The organism is Pseudomonas sp. GW822-FHT06D10 (assembly GCF_058799535.1).
The window spans coordinates 886,779-903,914 of record NZ_JBXALN010000001.1 but is presented as its reverse complement, the minus strand read 5'-3'; the positions used below and the strand labels follow the sequence as shown (position 1 = coordinate 903,914).

General features: G+C 62.6%; 12 protein-coding genes and 1 pseudogene. 1 reads left to right on the top strand and 12 read right to left on the bottom strand.

Annotated elements, in window-relative coordinates; all coding sequences use genetic code 11:
• Positions 1-107: 107 nt before the first annotated feature.
• From AC1RL5_RS03970 to AC1RL5_RS03920, 11 genes and pseudogenes are all read right to left on the bottom strand, one after another.
• Positions 108-368 carry a PAAR domain-containing protein gene (locus AC1RL5_RS03970; protein ID WP_072450304.1) on the bottom strand — a complete coding sequence of 87 codons (261 nt, stop codon included), beginning with the start codon at positions 366-368 and terminating at the stop codon, positions 108-110.
• A gap of 96 nt (positions 369-464) precedes the next feature.
• Positions 465-1,466: a T6SS immunity protein Tli4 family protein gene (locus AC1RL5_RS03965; protein ID WP_072450303.1), complete on the bottom strand. Its 1,002-nt coding sequence runs from the start codon at positions 1,464-1,466 to the stop codon at positions 465-467.
• Positions 1,463-3,175 (bottom strand): esterase/lipase family protein, encoded by a 1,713-nt coding sequence (locus AC1RL5_RS03960; protein WP_072450302.1) that lies wholly within the window; start codon positions 3,173-3,175, stop codon positions 1,463-1,465. The genes AC1RL5_RS03965 and AC1RL5_RS03960 overlap by 4 nt, the downstream gene beginning before the upstream one ends.
• The gene (locus tag AC1RL5_RS03955) at positions 3,172-5,691 is read right to left on the bottom strand and encodes a type VI secretion system Vgr family protein (protein WP_093403261.1); all 2,520 of its coding nucleotides are present in this window, start codon (positions 5,689-5,691) and stop codon (positions 3,172-3,174) included. The genes AC1RL5_RS03960 and AC1RL5_RS03955 overlap by 4 nt, the downstream gene beginning before the upstream one ends.
• Before the next feature lie 134 nt (positions 5,692-5,825).
• Positions 5,826-7,259 (bottom strand): annotated as a pseudogene (locus AC1RL5_RS03950) (type VI lipase adapter Tla3 domain-containing protein); the annotation flags it as partial.
• Positions 7,260-7,454: 195 nt separating this feature from the next.
• Entirely contained in the window at positions 7,455-8,228 is a 774-nt protein-coding gene (locus tag AC1RL5_RS03945; RefSeq protein ID WP_011061351.1) for an enoyl-CoA hydratase, read from the bottom strand.
• Positions 8,229-8,248: 20 nt separating this feature from the next.
• Entirely contained in the window at positions 8,249-9,376 is a 1,128-nt protein-coding gene (locus AC1RL5_RS03940; protein ID WP_093403263.1) for an acyl-CoA dehydrogenase, read from the bottom strand.
• A 12-nt stretch (positions 9,377-9,388) separates the two neighbouring features.
• The gene (locus AC1RL5_RS03935) at positions 9,389-10,579 is read right to left on the bottom strand and encodes an acetyl-CoA C-acyltransferase (RefSeq protein WP_207239233.1); all 1,191 of its coding nucleotides are present in this window, start codon (positions 10,577-10,579) and stop codon (positions 9,389-9,391) included.
• A 12-nt stretch (positions 10,580-10,591) separates the two neighbouring features.
• The gene (locus tag AC1RL5_RS03930) at positions 10,592-11,353 is read right to left on the bottom strand and encodes an SDR family NAD(P)-dependent oxidoreductase (protein ID WP_072450299.1); all 762 of its coding nucleotides are present in this window, start codon (positions 11,351-11,353) and stop codon (positions 10,592-10,594) included.
• A 14-nt stretch (positions 11,354-11,367) separates the two neighbouring features.
• Entirely contained in the window at positions 11,368-13,032 is a 1,665-nt protein-coding gene (locus AC1RL5_RS03925) for an AMP-binding protein (RefSeq protein WP_072450298.1), read from the bottom strand.
• A 242-nt stretch (positions 13,033-13,274) separates the two neighbouring features.
• Positions 13,275-14,297: an AraC family transcriptional regulator gene (locus tag AC1RL5_RS03920; RefSeq protein ID WP_123578014.1), complete on the bottom strand. Its 1,023-nt coding sequence runs from the start codon at positions 14,295-14,297 to the stop codon at positions 13,275-13,277.
• A gap of 338 nt (positions 14,298-14,635) precedes the next feature.
• Between AC1RL5_RS03920 and AC1RL5_RS03915 the strand changes: the two genes are divergently transcribed.
• A complete protein-coding gene (locus AC1RL5_RS03915) occupies positions 14,636-16,846 on the top strand; it encodes a TonB-dependent receptor (RefSeq protein WP_103407446.1) in 2,211 nt (736 codons plus the stop codon).
• On the opposite strand, the gene AC1RL5_RS03910 is transcribed toward AC1RL5_RS03915, so the two are convergent.
• Positions 16,834-17,121 (bottom strand): hypothetical protein, encoded by a 288-nt coding sequence (locus AC1RL5_RS03910; protein ID WP_143031414.1) that lies wholly within the window; start codon positions 17,119-17,121, stop codon positions 16,834-16,836. The two genes, AC1RL5_RS03915 and AC1RL5_RS03910, sit on opposite strands and share 13 nt — an antisense overlap.
• Positions 17,122-17,136: the final 15 nt, after the last annotated feature.

The window sequence follows — 17,136 nt, the reverse complement described above, 5'->3', positions numbered from 1 at the left end:
TTTTTTTGACTATTCCCTGTCGGAGCCGGCTTGCCAGCGAAGAGGTCCTTGGGTCATGCAATACCCTCGGAGACGCCTTCGCTGGCAAGTCAGCGCCTGCACAAGCATCAGAATTCGGCTTGGCCTTTGGGATCACTGGCGATCAGTTTGGCGCCACACGCGGTTTTCATCCCATCAAGCGCGACCGCAACGCCCCCGACGTCCAACAAAGTGCTGCCCTGCACAATCGGGAAAGCTCCCTTGCACAACGGGCACATCACCAGATGGCCAACTCCCGCCACGGGCTTGCCATTCAAGTCGGTCTCGCCGAAGGCCTCTATTACAGTGCCACCATGGGTGGTGGAGTCGCCAAGCCGGACAATATCCATATCTGTTTCCTTTTCCTTGCCGACCTTGGAGAACATTCATTCGGTTGTCGGTGAAATCGAGCCAGGGCGGACAGCAGGACTCCAACCTGTGGGCAGTCAGGACACCGGGCGCAGCCGGATCGAATCGATGATCGCGTCCCAAAGCTCCAGCGCCTCTCTATCGGATTTGAAGGCAGGAGGTGGCGGATTGCCGTGCTTATCAGGGCTGCGCTCCAGCACCCCGAGGGCCGCAGAGATATTCGGTTCCGTGAGTGACTCATTCTTGCCCTGGGCTTCCCAGGCAAAGGTGTAGACACGCTGCCCCTTGTCGCTGGCGGCGAGCAGGTACTCATCAGCTGGAACGGGGCCGCCACGCTCTCGTTTACGCAAGGTTTCGATACCGGTGAGCGTCCTTGCCGCACCCGCCAGAAAACCGCCCACCCGGTCCAGCAAGCGATCCTGCTCGGCTCCGGTACTCGAACTGAACTCAAAATGCGCATCGGGATAGTTAGGGAAGGTCACGGCGATATCGAACCTTTCGGATTGAAAACGATTGCCGGCGATGTACGCCCGATCAATGCAGAAACCGGGTCTGCTGGGGATCTCGGTGGGTTCGCGAGAGTGCAGGTTGTGAGCTAAGAGATTGGCGACCTCTACCCCACCCTTTTCTCGGTCATGAGTAACCTCTCCCGAATAACGATAGGCGGCCCACTGCGGTGTCGATACTAGATATGAATCCACTCTGTATGTCAGCGCACTTGCCTTTGAGTCCCACGACCACAGACTGGCCGAGCCGTTTCCATGTTCAATTCGCCGTAGAAACATGCTGCCCTTGGTGTTGTGCCGCAGCCCTCTCAGCTCATGTTCACGTTGATCAATTCGGGCTGCCAGGGTGGCGGGAGTGTCATCAAGTGGCTCGATATTGTCGCCCCACAGGTAGTACCCGGCATTGATCTTCGACTCGGGCGGCAGATCAATCAGAAAGCGTCCAAAGCAATGGGTGATCCATCCGGTTTTGTCCATGGTGGGGCTCCGAGAAGAGGGCAACGAGGTACAGCTGGCCACACTGCTCAGAGCGACCAGGGCAAGAATCGTAAGTAAGCGCTTAGAGCAAATCATGAGCCGTCCTTGTCGCCTGGATGCCAGTTTGCGAGCTGGGCGATTTTAACTACGCCATAGAGCGCAGCCCATTGAGCACGTTTATCGTTGTAGCTATCCGCATGCTCGTAGCCTGGTTCGCTGTTGTGGCTCCCACGCCCTTTGTTGCCGTGCCGGAAGCTGGCCTTGATGCTTGCCTGTCCTGGCGCCTGGCCTGAGTCGGTGGGTACCGTGCCATCTCCGCCACTGCCAGAGGCTTCATCTCCTTGCTCACTCCACGAACCAAGGGCGGGGACGATGGCGGGCAGGCCACGGCGAAACCAACTGTTGTAACTGCCCCGCTCATCATCCTTAAGGGTCGAACCAGGCATTTCCAAAGGGCCAGGCTCACCCTGCCAGATCATGTCGCGCCAACTGTGGCGCTCTGGAGAGTTATCGGCAGCGTAGTGGGCATAGGTTTCAGAGTGATAGCCAACTGCGGATAGCTCTGCCTGGAACTCGGCAACAAGCTCGATTCGCTTTTCGAACATCGTTCGTGGACTTTTCCTTTTATCAACAGTCCCCGACATATCCAGATACTTACTGTTCTGCTCCGGCACCAGCCCATACCACGCAGAGCTCTTATAGATTTCCCCATAAGGGTCCTTGTTTTGCGGGTAAGCACGACGACTCCCATCGACATCGTGAACGACCTGCCCTTGTGCATCACATAGAAACAGCCAGGGTCTCCCTTGCCGATACTCGGCGGTTGGCAGCAGCTCCAATGCACCAGGAGAATTGCCTACCACTGACGTCACCTCACCAGCATTGGCACCTAGAATGAGCCGTACTGCACCTTCATAGCCGCAGCGCATGTGATGGTAGATCGCCGACGAGCCAAGTGCTGGCTGCACGCCATGAACCACACCCAGCACACGCTGGTAGCCCTGCATCTGAGTCAGAGTGCGGCTGACCAGTCCCCCCATGGAGTGAGTCACCAGAATCACCTTCATCTGCTCTGTCTGCTCGGAACTGATGCCCCCTTGCTGACGGTAGAAAGACAACACTGTGTTTTCGATATAGTCACGTACATCCAGGGCCGACTGGCGATTGGACTGCAGCCAGTTGTAACCGGCACACCAGATGTCGAACTGGTATTTGCCGGCCTGCAGCAGCTGTTTCTCGTCAAGAGCCTCCACCTTGCCCAGCTCCTCACCATAGTCGGCAGGCGGGCGCTGGCTTTCTTCGCCCCACCATCCCTGAATCTCCTGCTGGCTGACGATCCTGTCCAGCCGCGCTTCCATTTGCGCCATGAAGGGACCGTAGCCGATGCGGTGGACCTTGCCCCAACCTCGATTCCGGGCCGCCTCTTCGCTCAGGCCAGAGGCGCCCAGATCGATCGTTCCCTGATCATCGACTTCCACATCCTCGGCCTTGAGTAACTCCTGGCGGCGCTTGGGGCCGCGAAAAAACCAGACCAGCACAGCCCCAAGAGCCTCCAGGACGCCGCTGAACCCTCCAACGTTCGGTGGCCGCCATACCCTGGCCTTGGTTTTTTTATTGCGCAGGTTCGTCCCCATGATGCCCGGGATGAAGATCACTGGAATGGGGGCCAGCTGTTTGACCAGCAGCACCTTGTCACGTTGATCATCGGATTGAGTCAGTTGGGCCTTGTAAACCGGACGGCCCAGATTGTCCCGGGCCCGGGGAATGATCACATCCTGTTCACTATCGAGACGCGCTTGATTCATGCACTGGACTCCTTGTCACCGTTGCCATCGGCCAGGATGCGTATCTGCACTTGATCCATGGCAAGATCCTGCTGCTTCGGCAGCCGACCCTGGCTGTCGGTGCTGAGTTTTATCGTCGCCCCATCGCCCCGCTGCAGTTCTACCAGGGTGTTGGCCAACGGTTGCAGAGTGGTTTCGTCGCGTAGGACATAGGCGTCATTGAAGGGCGTCGAATCCCATGAGTTGAAGCTGGTGGATGCATGGGCGGGACCGGTGTGGCTGTGCCTGGCCGCCTTGACGGTAAAGTTGCCCGGCATGCCCAATTCGATGTTCCCGCCCTTGAGGGTCAGGTAGGCGCCACCGCACATCAGGGTGATGTGCTCTTTGGCCGAGATCAGCACGTGCTGCTTGCTCGCGCTGACCTCCACGCTCTGGTCGGCCTCCAGGCGGATGGTGTTGTTTTGCGCCTGCAACAGCATCAACCCTTGATGAGCGATCTGCCGGATCTCGCCACCCTGGGCAAACAACCCCAGGTCGGAGCCCGCGTTGAGCACGATTTTTTGCCCGGAGGTGAGCTGCTGGTTCTGCTGCGCCACGCTGTCGATATGTTCGCCAGCCGCCAGGGTGATGCTCTGCGGGGAAGCCGCAGCGATGCCCGCAGGTCCGCTAAGAGCGATGGCTGGCTTGCCGCCGTTGCCGCCCGGCTCATCGTTGGCCCCCTGCCCCAGAGCGCGAACCGCCTCACTGAGGGTTTCCTGAGGCGCGCTGTCGTGAGCCACGCCGGCATGCCCGGCGGCGTACTCGCCAAGCCCCTTGGCCAGTTGCAGCGCAGCCTCCAGCACCTGAACGACGCTCACCCGGTTCAGCTGTCCTCCGTCAGCCTTCAATTGCTCCTCGGTGCTGAGCAGCAGCCCCTTGGCCGCCCGCAACGCACCGCGCTGGTCGGTACGCAGCTCGAAACCCTCGCCACGAGCCGCTCCACCAGCCGGGCGTGGCTGGGTCAGGTAGCCCAGGTGCAAGGCGCTGCTGCCGTGATCGCTCATCAAGGCCGCGCTGATCTGTTGAGTGGTGTCGTCGATGCGCAACTCGTTGGCGCGCGCGCCCTTGTATTCCTTGCTCTTGATCGTGCTGAGGGTCTTGTGATTCGGCAGCTGATAGGGAGGCATGTGGGACGCTCGGTAAGTGCGCCCGGTGATGATCGGCTGATCGCAATCGCCATCCAGGTAATCGACGATCACTTCCTGGCCGATACGCGGGATTGCCATATGCCCCCACTCCGCGCCCGCCCAGTTCTGCGACACCCGTACCCAGCAGGAACTGAACGCGTCGTGCCGGCCCTTTCTGTCCCATGGATACTGGATTTTCACCCGGCCGAATTCATCGACGTGGATTTCTTCTCCTTCCGGGCCGACCACCGTGGCGATCTGTGGCCCATCCACCACAGGCTTGGGCAGTGGCTGCGGGCGCCACTCGGTGTCCTCGGTGACGATCTGCGCGGTGAAGTCATAGCTCACGCCCACTTCGGCGCCCGCGGACTCCTCCTGCTGGCTGGCGTGCTGGATCCCTTTGTGAGTGACCCTGAGCGTGCGCCACCAACGATTGAAATCAGCCCTCGGATGGCCTGTCAGTTGGAAGGAAAAGCCCGGTATCAGCCGCGGATCATCGCCCTGCACGGTCGCCACCCGGGCATCGCCGCGCAGGCCCAGCAACCGGTTCCGGGTGAAGGGTTTACCGGCGGCGCTGACCTTGTAGCGGCCAGGGTAGTCATAGCGTTCATAGTGCTGGGCCTGATGTTCAAGGTCATCGCCCAGCCCGTGCTGTTGCTGATTGAAGGCCGGGCGCTTGAAGCTGTAGTCCCGTTGAGTCTGTTGGGCCGTGCGAACATTTTCCGTGTAGCTGAAGGCGTACAACACCGGCTGCTCGGCATCCCCGGCCGGTTGCCCGCTAAACAGCACTGGATCGCCCTCGATGCGCTCCTGGACATACAGCTTGTCGCTCTGGATCAGCGTACAAGTGCGGGCTTCGTGCTTGAAGAAATAGAACAGCCCCTCCTCCGTCGACAGCCGCTCGAACAGGTAGAGGTCGCTGTCGCCCACCTGGGCGCAGTACTCACGGGGCAAGTGCTCGGTGTAGATACGTTGCTGGTAATCCAGCACGCCGTGCTCATCCAGTACCGACTTGAGAATCTCGGGCACGCTCTTGTGTTGAAAAATCCGCCAGTCGCCGCTCAACCCCAGCCGGGCGAAGGGCGGCTCGACCAGTGCCCGGTAACGCGTCCGGCGAAAGCCCGTGGTGCCTTGGGTGAAGCTGGAAACCAGGCCGTGGACATAGCGCACGGCAGTGCCGCCCTGCCAGATCGTCAGCACAGCGGGTTGATCGAGGACATGCGCGAAATCGATGTCGGGGGTGTCGCTGGCCAGCTCCAGGGTCAACCGGTAAGGCAGGCAAACGCCCTCCTCCAGGGTGAATTCCACGACTTCGAATTCCACCTGCGCGGCAACCACGGAAAACGTGAACTTCAAGTCCCTTTGGCGCATATGACCGGTCCCTGTCATGCCTGGGCTGGAGCTGATATCCAGCCTGAAGAGCGCTGCACTCAGCGCGAGTGCAACAACCTAACAAAGGGGGCAAGCGAAACCTATAGGACTTATCGCAAAACACGGGCCGCCTACGGCCGCAACCTCGCCTCAAAGTGCTGGCCGCCAAGGGGCTTTTTACCCGGGGTTGGCGACGTCACGCTGATGATCGTCGCCTGGTCCTTGCGACGCAGGGGAATGACCACGCTGGTGTCGGCATTCTGGTAGCTGGCCATGGTGGCCAGCGCGATGGCCACGAACGGTGAAGCCGCACCGGTATCGCCCAGGCGTTGGCTGAGGTCGTAACTCTTCCGGGAGTCATGCAGGTCCAGCGAACTGTGGGCAGCCGTTAGGGCCGGCACCAGTTCGGCCAGCGGTGTGCTGTTCGGGCCGCCGTCGTAGAACACCCGGGCCGGCGCCGATGCAACGGCGTCAGTGGCCTTGTTCCAGGCGCTGGCCAGCTGTGCGGCCAAGGCATCGCGCTCCGGCCGTTCGCCATGGTCCGCGCGCAGCAGGGAAACGCTGACCGGCCGGTGCAGCTTGGCCAGCACCGGCAAGGCGTCCCATTGTTCAAAGGCGTACTCGGTCCAGGGTTGCGGGATGAACGCTGAAGGTTGGAACTCGACACCCGGTTTACGCCAGCCCCAACCGCTGAACTCGGGGTCGATCCTGTTCTGGTTGACCTAGGTGAAAGGCGCGTAATAGCGCAGCCACTCGACCCGCTCGGGGCGCCCCACGACCATGGCGACCATGGAATCGGTGAGTTCGCCGGGTCTGCGCGGCCCCGGCCCACCGATCAAGGGCGCCTTTCTGGCGGAAAGTGCGAACGACATGTTGAAGCCTTCATTGGCGTAAACCAGCACCGCCGGAAGGTCAGGGTGACGCTCGAACAGCTGGAACAGGCTTTCTATCAAGTCTTCGGGGGTGTCCGTGCAGACGATGCCGTCCTGAAGATTACGAATACGATGCCAATGGAGCCCGGCAGGCATTCGCAAGTCATTGACCTTGGCAGACAGGCTTTTTTGCGTTCTTTCAGGCGTAAAGCGAAGGTTCGGGGTTTGTGGGTCCCAGCCTCTTACCGCGGTGATGGTGGGTATCGGCCACTTCTCCAGAAAATCCCTCAGCCCCAATTCCAGTGCATCCGCTTGCCGCTTTTCATAGGCCAGGTCCTTGTCATCGGCCGTCTGGGGATAGCGCTGCGTATCGATGGGCAGGATGCTGCCCACATACCGTGCCTCGGGCTGCCTGGCGCTCTGTTCCTGCAGCGCCTGCCAAACCTGTCCCTGGCGAAAGACATCCAGGCTCATGCCAACGCTGAGCACATCCAGGGTGTCCAATCGTGGTGAGACGGTGGGTGCACGGTAACGAGGATCAACAGGCATGGTGGAAGCCTCCCTGGCTGAGGTATAGGCCGTCACGGGGGGGGCCTGGCTGGTAAAGCAACGGCCTGCCATCAGCGGCCATTCGGCGGCCTGAGCCCAGTGGCCGGCCTGTAACAGGCAGCCGATCAACAGCAGTGTGCGGTGCATGGAAACAGCCCTCTCCCTTTGGCGCGGATCTGCGGCGCGATGTTGCTCGGCGGCCGTTGCAGGTCATTCATAAAAGCGGCCCAGACTACAGCGCTCTCCAGGGGAGTGGGTGCGGCTGCAGCAAAAAAAATCGCAGCCTGGGCTGCGATTTTTTGGTTATTCCCTGTAGCAGCCGGCTGGCCGGCGCCTAGGGGGTTACTGGTCCTTGAACTGCGGGTCGCGCTTGGCGATGAAGGCGGCCATGCCTTCTTTCTGGTCCTGGGTGGCGAAGGCGGCGTGGAATACCCGGCGCTCGAAGCGCACGCCCTCGGACAGGCTGACTTCAAAGGCGCGGTTCACGCTTTCCTTGATCATCATGCTCACCGGGATCGATTTGCCGGCAATCACCGCCGCCACTTTCAGGGCTTCTTCCACCAGTTCATCGGCCGGCACGATGCGTGCGACGATGCCGCAGCGCTCGGCTTCCACGGCGTCGATAAAACGCCCGGTCAGGCACATTTCCATGGCCTTGGCCTTGCCTACCGCGCGGGTCAGGCGCTGGGTGCCGCCCATGCCCGGCAGCACGCCGAGGTTGATTTCCGGTTGGCCGAACTTGGCGTTGTCGCCAGCCAGGATGAAGTCGCACATCAGCGCCAGTTCGCAACCGCCGCCCAGGGCGAAGCCGTTGACCGCGGCGATGATCGGCTTGCGCCGGTTGGCCACGCGGTCGCTGTCGCTGAAGAGGTCGTCGAGGTAGATCTGCGGGTAGCTCAGCTCGGCCATTTCCTTGATGTCGGCACCGGCGGCGAAGGCTTTCTTGGAACCGGTGATGACGATGCAGCCGATCTGCGGGTCGGCTTCTAGGCGATCCAGGGCCTGGTTCACCTCGCCGACGATCTGTGCATTGAGGGCGTTCAGCGCCTGGGGGCGGTTGAGAGTGATCAGGCCGACCCGGCCCTTGATGTCCAACAGAATGGTTTCGTAGCTCATGAATCAGCTCCTGCTAAAAGTCAGAGATTGCGCGAAATGACCATGCGCTGAATGTCGCTGGTGCCTTCGTAGATCTGGCAGATGCGCACATCGCGGTAGATCCGCTCCACCGGGAAGTCGCTCAAATAGCCATAGCCGCCCAGGGTTTGCAAGGCCGCGGAACAGACCTTCTCGGCCATTTCCGAAGCGAACAGCTTGGCCATCGAGGCCTCCACAAGCGCCGGCTTGCCACTGTCGCGCAGGGCCGCGGCGTAGTGCACCATCTGCCGCGCCACGGCGATCTGGGTGGCCATGTCCGCCAGGCGGAAGGCCACGGCCTGGTGCTCGATGATCGGCTTGCCGAAGGTTTCGCGCTCGCGGGCGTAATCCCGTGCCGCTTCGAATGCGGCCCGGGCCATGCCCACCGATTGCGAGGCAATGCCCACGCGCCCGCCTTCAAGGTTGGCCAAGGCGATCTTGTAGCCCTCGCCCTCCTCGCCCAGGCGGTTGGCCAGCGGCACCTTCACATCCTCGAAGAGGATCTGGCAGGTGTCGGAGGCGTGCTGGCCGAGCTTGTCCTCGATGCGCGCGACCTTATAGCCCGGCGAGTCGGTGGGCACGATAAAGGCACTGATTCCGCGCTTGCCGGCCGCCGGGTCGGTGACCGCGAACACGATCACCACCCCGGCGTTCTGCCCGGAGGTGATGAACTGCTTGCAGCCGTTGAGCACATAGTGGTCGCCGTCGCGGCGGGCCCGGGTCTTCAGGCTGCTGGCATCGGAGCCGGCCTGGGGTTCGGTCAGGGCGAAGGCGCCGAGCATGGCGCCACTGGCCAGGGGCTTGAGGAAGCGTTCCTTCTGGTCATCGTTGCCGAACTTGAGGATCGGCACGCAGCCCACCGAGTTGTGCACGCTCATGATGGTGGAACAGGCGCCATCACCGGCGGCGACTTCCTCCAGGGCCATGACATAGGCCAGGTAGCCGGTGTCGCACCCACCCCACTGCTCGGGCACCAGCATGCCGAAGAAACCCAGCTCGGCCATCTCGGCAATGGCTTCCCTGGGAAAGCGGTGCTCGCGGTCCCAGTCGGCGGCGAAAGGCTTGAGGCGCTCCTGGGCGAATTGCCGGGCCGCGTCGCTGATCTGCAGTTGTTCGTCATTGGGCAACATCGGGATTCCTCGTTACAGGCATTCAACGGCCATGGCCGTGGCTTCACCACCGCCGATGCAGATCGCGGCCACGCCACGCTTGAGGCCTTTCTGGCGCAGGGCCGACAGCAGGGTCACCAGGATCCGCGCACCGGAAGCGCCGATCGGGTGGCCCAGGGCGCAAGCGCCGCCGTGCACGTTGACCTTGGCGTGGGGGATTTCCAACTTGCTCATGGTGACCAGGCTGACCACGGCGAAGGCTTCGTTGATCTCGAACAGGTCGACCTCGTTCAACGACCAGCCGGTCTTCTTCATCAGCCGCTCGATGGCACCCACCGGGGCCACCGGGAACAGCCCGGGGCTATCGGCGAAGGCCGCGTGGCCGTGGATCACTGCCAGGGGCTTGAGGCCGCGCTTGTCAGCTTCGGAGCGGCGCATCAGCACCAGGGCCGCGGCGCCGTCGGAGATTGAGCTGGAGTTGGCCGCAGTCACGGTGCCAGCGTCGCGGAACGCCGGTTTCAAGGTGGGGATCTTGTCCAGCTTGGCCTTGGGCGGCTGCTCGTCGTCGCTGATCAGCTTCGACTCCTTGCCGACCATCACCTGCAGGGGAACGATCTCGTCCTTGAACAGGCCGTCCTTGATCGCCTGCTGGGCACGGGTCAGGGAAGCCACAGCGAAATCGTCCTGGGCCTGGCGGGTGAAGCCGTTGGCCTCGGCGCAATCCTCGGCGAAGGTGCCCATCAGGCGGCCCTTGTCGTAGGCGTCTTCCAGGCCGTCGAGGAACATATGGTCCAACACCTTGCCGTGGCCCATGCGGTAGCCGCTGCGAGCGCGGTCCAGCAGGTACGGGGCGTTGGACATGCTTTCCATGCCACCGGCGATCACCACCTCGGCACTGCCGGCCAACAGCATGTCGTGGGCCAGGATGGTGGCCTCCATGCCGGAGCCGCACATCTTGTTCAAGGTGGTGCAGCGGGTGCCCTTGTCCAGGCCGGCGCCCAGGGCGGCCTGACGGGCCGGGGCCTGGCCGAGGCCAGCGGACAGCACGCAGCCGAACAGCACTTCTTCGACCGCCTGCGGTGCAATGCCGGCGCGCTGGACTGCGGCGCGAATGGCTTCGCTCCCCAGTTGCGGCGCGCTGAGGCCTTTGAGGTCCCCCTGGAAACCGCCCATGGGGGTACGGACGGCGCTGACGATGACAATCGGATCTTGGGCAATGGACATGATGAATCCTCCTTACTTGGCGGCCATGCGCAAGGCGCCGTCGAGACGGATCACCTCGCCGTTGAGCATGCTGTTTTCAATGATGTGCCGCACCAGCGCGGCGTACTCGGCGGGCTTGCCCAGGCGTGGCGGGAATGGCACGCCGGCGGCCAGGCCGGCCCGCACTTCGTCGCTCATGCCGGCCATCATTGGGGTTTCGAAAATACCCGGGGCGATGGTCATCACCCGGATACCGAAGCGTGCCAGCTCCCGGGCCACCGGCAGGGTCAGGCTGGCGATGGCGCCCTTGGAGGCGGCGTAGGCCGCCTGGCCGATCTGCCCGTCGAAGGCGGCAATGGACGCCGTGTTGATGATCACCCCGCGCTCGCCGTCGGCATTGGCCGGGCTTTCGGCAATGGCTGCTGCTGCCAGGCGCAGCAGGTTGAAGCTGCCGATCAGGTTGACGTTGATCACCTGGCTGAAGCTGGCCAGGGCGTGAGGGCCGTTCTTGCCGAGGATTTTCTCGCCACGCACGATGCCGGCGCAGTTGACCAGGCCGTTGAGCCCGCCAAAGGCCTTGACCGTGGCCTGCACCGCCGCTTCGGCCGCGGCTTCCTGGCTGATGTCGGCCACCACGCTCTGGCAGCACAGCTGCTGGGCCTTGGCCGCCACGGCCTCGGCATTGAGGTCCACCAGCATCACCCTGGCGCCGGCGGCGACCAGCATTTCGGCGCTGGCGGCTCCCAGGCCGGAAGCGCCGCCACTGACGAGAAACACCTGGTTTGCAATGTCCATCATTCAAATCCTGTTCATGCGGTAGCTGTTGACGCCGCGGCCTCTTGAGCCTTGGCGATTTCCTGGTTGCGCAAGATAAAGCGCTGCAATTTGCCGCTTGGGGTCTTCGGCAATTCGCTGACAAATTCGATTTCACGGGGGTAGGAATGGGCCGCCAGGCGCTTGCGCACGTGCTGGCGCAGCTCCTCTGCCAGCTCATCGGTGGCGCGGTACTGCTCGCTGAGCACCACGAAGGCCTTGACCAGCTCGGTGCGTTCCGGATCGGGCTTGCCCACCACCGCCGCTTCCACCACGGCCGGGTGTTCGATCAGCGCGCTTTCCACGTCGAACGGGCCGACCCGGTAGCCGGAGGTGGTGATGACATCGTCGCTGCGGCCCACGAAGCTGATGCTGCCGTCCTGGTTCAGCTCCACGGTGTCGCCGCTTAAGTAGTAGTGGCCGACAAAGGCCTTGGTCGGCACCCCGGCGTAACCGGCGAACCAGCACATGGGTGACTGGCTGCGGTCGATGGCCAGAATCCCCGGCTGGCCGACGCCCAGTTCCTGGTAGTGCTCATCGAGCACCACGATACGGTGGCCCGGCGAGGCGAAACCGGCGGCGCCGACATGCACCGGGTGCTCCAGGCCGTGGTGGTTGCACAGCACCATGCCCAGCTCGGTCTGGCCGTAGTGGTCGTGGATCACCACGCCCAGTTGTTCGGCGAACCAGCGGATGACTTCGGGGTTGAGCGGCTCGCCGGCGCTGCTGACGATACGCAGGCGGCCCTTGATCGAACGGGCGAACTGGTCGCCGCCAGCGATCAGCAGGCGGTAGGCAGTGGGCGAACCGGTGAGGTTGGTGATGCCGTACTTGTTGATCACCCGGCAGGTGCTTTCCAGGGTGAAGGGGCCGTCGTAGAAGGTGATCGGGTGGCCCAGGCCCAAGGGCCCGGTGACGCCGAAGTAGATGCCGTAGGCCCAGCCCGGGTCGGCGACGTTCCAGAAGGCGTCTTCCGGGCGCAAGTCCACGGCGTCGCGGGTGTAGGCCTGGAACGCGACAATCGCTTTGAGCGGTACTTCCAGGGCTTTCGAGGGGCCGGTGGTGCCCGAGGTGAACATCAGCAGGAATGGGTCTTCGCCGGTCAGCAGCACGGGCTCGCACTGGGCCGGGTACTGTTCCAGCTCGGCCCAGAAGCTGAAATCGCCGCGCACGATGCCCTGGCCCTTGGCGCCTGCGACCGTGACGATGGTCGGGCATTCGGCGACTTCCGCCAGCTTGGGCCGGTTCACCGCGTCGCTGACCACCAGCTTGGCCTTGGAGCTGTTGAGACGGTGCTCGATGGCCTTGGGGCCGAAGGCGGTGAACAGCGGCTGGTACACCGCGCCAATGCGCCAGGTGGCCAGCACCGTGATCAAGAGTTCGACATTGCGTGGCAGCAGCCCGGCGACCTTGTCGCCCTTGCCGACCCCCTGGGCCAGGAAGAAGTTGGCCAGGCGCCCGGCCTTGTCCTGCAGTTCAGTGAAGGTATAGCTGGCGCTGCTGCCGTCCCGGCCTTCCCAGAACAGCGCGATGCGCCCGGGCAAGGCATGCCGGTCGCAGCACTCGACACAGGCATTGAGGGCTGAGAGCGAGCCCGCCAGGGCCGACTCCATGGTGTGCTGATAATCGAATTCCTTGATAGCAGACAGGTAGTTGCGCATTGCCAGAATCCCTCACTGTTCTTATTAGGATGGGAACCTCATGAAAATCAGGGAAATACTGGCGCCAGAGCCCTCGCGGAACAATGGTCAAAGCTATCAAGTTGCGTGACCGGTTTGGCCAAGAGCACGCCCCGTCACGGTTGGCGGCGGCACCTGAAATTGCCGTAGGCGCTGGCTTGCCAGCGAAGGCGTCGTCTCGGGCGGTACAAGGCTTGCGGGCCTCTTCGCCGGCAAGCCGGCTCCTACGAGAGGTGCGGGTCGTTGAGGATCAGGCTGCGGTAATGCCCGGGGTTGGAACCGGACCATTTGCGAAAGGCCTTGTAGAACGAGCTGGTGTCGGCAAACCCCAGGCGCCCGGCAATCTCGGCAAAGCTGATCTGCGGCTCGGCCAGCCAGACAATCGCCAGTTCCTTGCGCACGCTGTCCTTGAGCGCCTGGTAGCTCTGGCCTTCTTCGGCCAGGCGCCGGCGCAGGGTCGAGGCGGACATGCACAGGCTCTGGGCCAGGCTTTCGCTCTCGGGCCACTGCTCCCCTGGCAGGTGCCGCAACTGCTGCTTGATGCGGCTGGCCAGGCTCTCGGGGTCGCGGTACTTGACCAGGATGTTGGCCGGGGCATGGGCCAGGAAGCGCTTGAGCTCTTCCTCGCTGCGCTTGATCGGCAGGTCCAGGCAGTCGGCGGCGATGATCATCCGTGTGCGCGGCCGCTCGAAACGCAGGTTGTCGGAGAACATCACCCGGTAGTCGTCGCAGAAATCCGGCTGCGGGCCGCGCAGCTCGATGGCCAGGATCGGAATGCGCCGGCCCGCCAGCCAGCAGGCCACGCCGTGGACAATCATCCAGTAGGTGAAGTAGGTAAAGGCCCGCCGCGGCTCGTGTTCATCCTCCAGCAGGACGATTTCCGCCAGGCTCTGCTGGTGCACCAGCTGCGCCGGCATGCGCTCGAACATCAGCGTCAGAAAGCCCAGCACCGAGTCCAACCCGCTGGCCAGGGTCGGCTGGGCCATGGCCGAGCGGCAGAGAAAGGCCAGGCTGCCGGACTTCAGGCGGCGCGGGTCCATGCCGAAGAACTCATCGTCCAGGCGCCGCGCCAGCAGGCGCCAGAGCCGTGCATAGGCACTGGCCGGCACCCGCGCCGTGCCCTGCTGCAGGCCCGCCGGGTCGATCCCGACCTTGTGCAGCACTTCATCGGTGGCGGCGCCCGGGGCGCAGCTTTGCAGCAGTGCCTCGCGCACCAGTTGCATGGAGATGGTGTCTTTTTCCGACATCGCGGCCAACGGTTTACTCAATCCTGGGATGGCCATCTTAGGCAGTGACCGGGAAAAAGCCAGTGGGCTTTGGCCCCCCCCTGCATGCCCTTTGCCACTCTCCGCCAGCCAGGGCCCGGTAGCAGCGGACTGCGTCCGATGTTCAGAAGTAAACCCGAGACCACGCTGAAATGGTCGCCACCAGGACAAGATAAATACCCATAAGGAAGTAATTTATCCCAAGAATTGCTAGGAAAAGACTGAATGTAGCCAGGTCCGCATAAGCATCATTGAATGCGCAGTTATTAGGAATTAGTCTCGTTTGCGATTTGATCTCATCAAGCAAACGAGTGATTCCAATGAATAAAAAATCCCCACCTGCCTTGCCGCCACGCCACTTCCTGGCCTCCACCATCGGCTTCGCGATCGCCTCTGTACCAGGCGTTGGCGGCGCCGCAGAACAGCAGAAACCGCTGCAGCTGGACAGCATCAAGATCGAGACCGAAGAGCATCGCGGCTACAAGGTCGAGCGCTCGTCCTCCGCCAAATACGTCGCGCCTCTTCTGGATACCCCGCAAACCATTACCACGATCCCCTCCCAGGTGATCCAGGAGCAGCAGGCGCTGAACCTGCGCCAAGTGCTATCCAACGTCTCCGGCATCACCTTCAACGCCGGCGAAGGCGGCGGCGGCTCGGGAGACAGCATCAACATCCGCGGCTTTTCGGCCAACAGCAACCTACAGATCGACGGCCTGCGCGACAGCGCGCAAAGCAACCGTTCCGACACGTTCAACGTCGAACAGGTCGAGGTCATCAAGGGCCCCAACTCAGTATTCGGCGGTGCCGGCACCACTGGCGGCAGCATCAACGTGGCCAGCAAGCAGCCCAGGGACCAGGCTTTCACCCGTCTGGGCGGCAGTATTGGCAGCGACAACTACTACCGGTTGACCCTGGACGGCAACCAGCCGCTGGAAGGCGTCGGCACCAACAGTGCGCTGCGCATCAACCTCATGGGGCATCAGAACGATGTGCCCGACCGCGAGAAGATCGACCGCCAGCGCTGGGGCATTGCTCCGTCACTGCGGCTGGGTTTCAACGACACCACCCGCCTGACTCTCAGCGTTTTCCACCAAAGCGACGACAACCTTCCCGACTACGGCGTGCCGGCGCGCGACGGCAAGAGGCTGGCCGGCGTCAAGCGCGATGCCTACTTCGGCTGGAAGAACCTCGACAAGGAACAGATCGAGCAGAGCGCCTTCACCGCCAACTTCGAGCATGAGTTCAACAACTACCTGCGCCTGCAGAACTTGACGCGCTACAGCCACACCGCACGCGACACCATTGTCTCCGCGTCCCATACCAACACCAGCCGTGTCCCGCCGGGCCGCTACCTGCCGGCGGGCCCCCAGGCCTATGGGCGCGACGCTACCACCGAGATGTGGATCAACCAGAGCAACCTCATCGGCGATTTCGAGCTCGCCGGGATGCGCCATGATCTGACGGTGGGCCTGGAGCTGTCTCACGAAACCCTGGACCTGAAGACCTACAGTCACGGCCTGGGCAGCACCCTCTACCCGGCCCTCGGCTATGACCTGGGCCATCCACCCGGACGCTGGAATGGTCCGATCAGCAAGACCACCGGCGGCTACACCGAGACTCGCCTGACGGACCAGGCGCTGTACCTGTTCGACAACATCGCCCTGCATGAACAATGGGACCTCAACCTGGGCCTGCGCTATGACAAGATCCGCGGCAAGGCCGACAGCTACTCCGGGGCCCATGTGAAAACCTCGAAGCGCGCCTCCGATGACGCCAAGGTCAGCGCCCGCACGGGCCTGGTGTTCAAGCCAACCGAGAACGGGCGGATCTATGCCGCCTGGGGCAACTCCTTCAACCCCTCCGCCGAGAACCTCGCCTCGACCGGCAGCGGCCTCAACGCCAATACCGAGGAGCTGGCGCCGGAGAAGAACGAAACCTGGGAGCTGGGCACCAAGTGGGAACTGCTGGACAAGCGCCTGGAGCTGGACGCCGCGCTGTTTCGCGTGGAGAAGAGCAATGCCCGGGAAACCATGTCCGACGGTTCCACCCAACTGGCCGGCAAGAAGCGGGTACAGGGCGTCGAACTGGGCCTCACGGGGCGTGTGACCGAGCATTGGAACCTGTTCGCCAACTACACCTTCCTCAACAGCGAGACCCTGAAGGCCGCGGACACCGCTTCCGGGATCGCCCGCAAGGGCCAAGCCCTGGGCAATACCCCACCGCGCTCGCTCAACCTCTGGACCACCTACGAATGGCCGGCTGGCTGGACCCTGGGTTACGGCACTCGTTATGTCAGCGAACGCAACGTCACCTCCAGCACCCAGGCCAAGCTGGACGCCTACTGGGTACACAACGCCATGCTCAGCTACAAGGTCAACCGCAATCTCGACCTGCAACTGAACGTCAATAACCTGTTCGACAAGGACTACGTGGAACGAGTACGCCAGCAGAGTGGCTCAACCGCCCGCTCCTCGGCCATCGAATACGGCGATGCACGCTCGGCGATCATGACAGCCAGCTATTCGTTCTGAACCACCCCTCCAGGCGAAGCCCTTTTGGCCAGGGCCTCGCCGCCGTTCTGCGCGGTTTTTCGCCCGGCAAGCCCGACTACGCAGCAAACCAATACGCAATTTTCTCGATTTTTCCCGGCAAGGCCGGACAAATCCTTGCCCAATGGCGGCTGGCGCCGGCCGAACGTTTTCAGTGCAGTGCAAAAAAGTATCGGTTTCAGTGTTATGGATGATTTGTCAGAGCGGTCGTTGAGGGCTGTAATCAGCCCACCTTCTTCCTCGGCAGAGGAAGACATAACAACAATAACCGT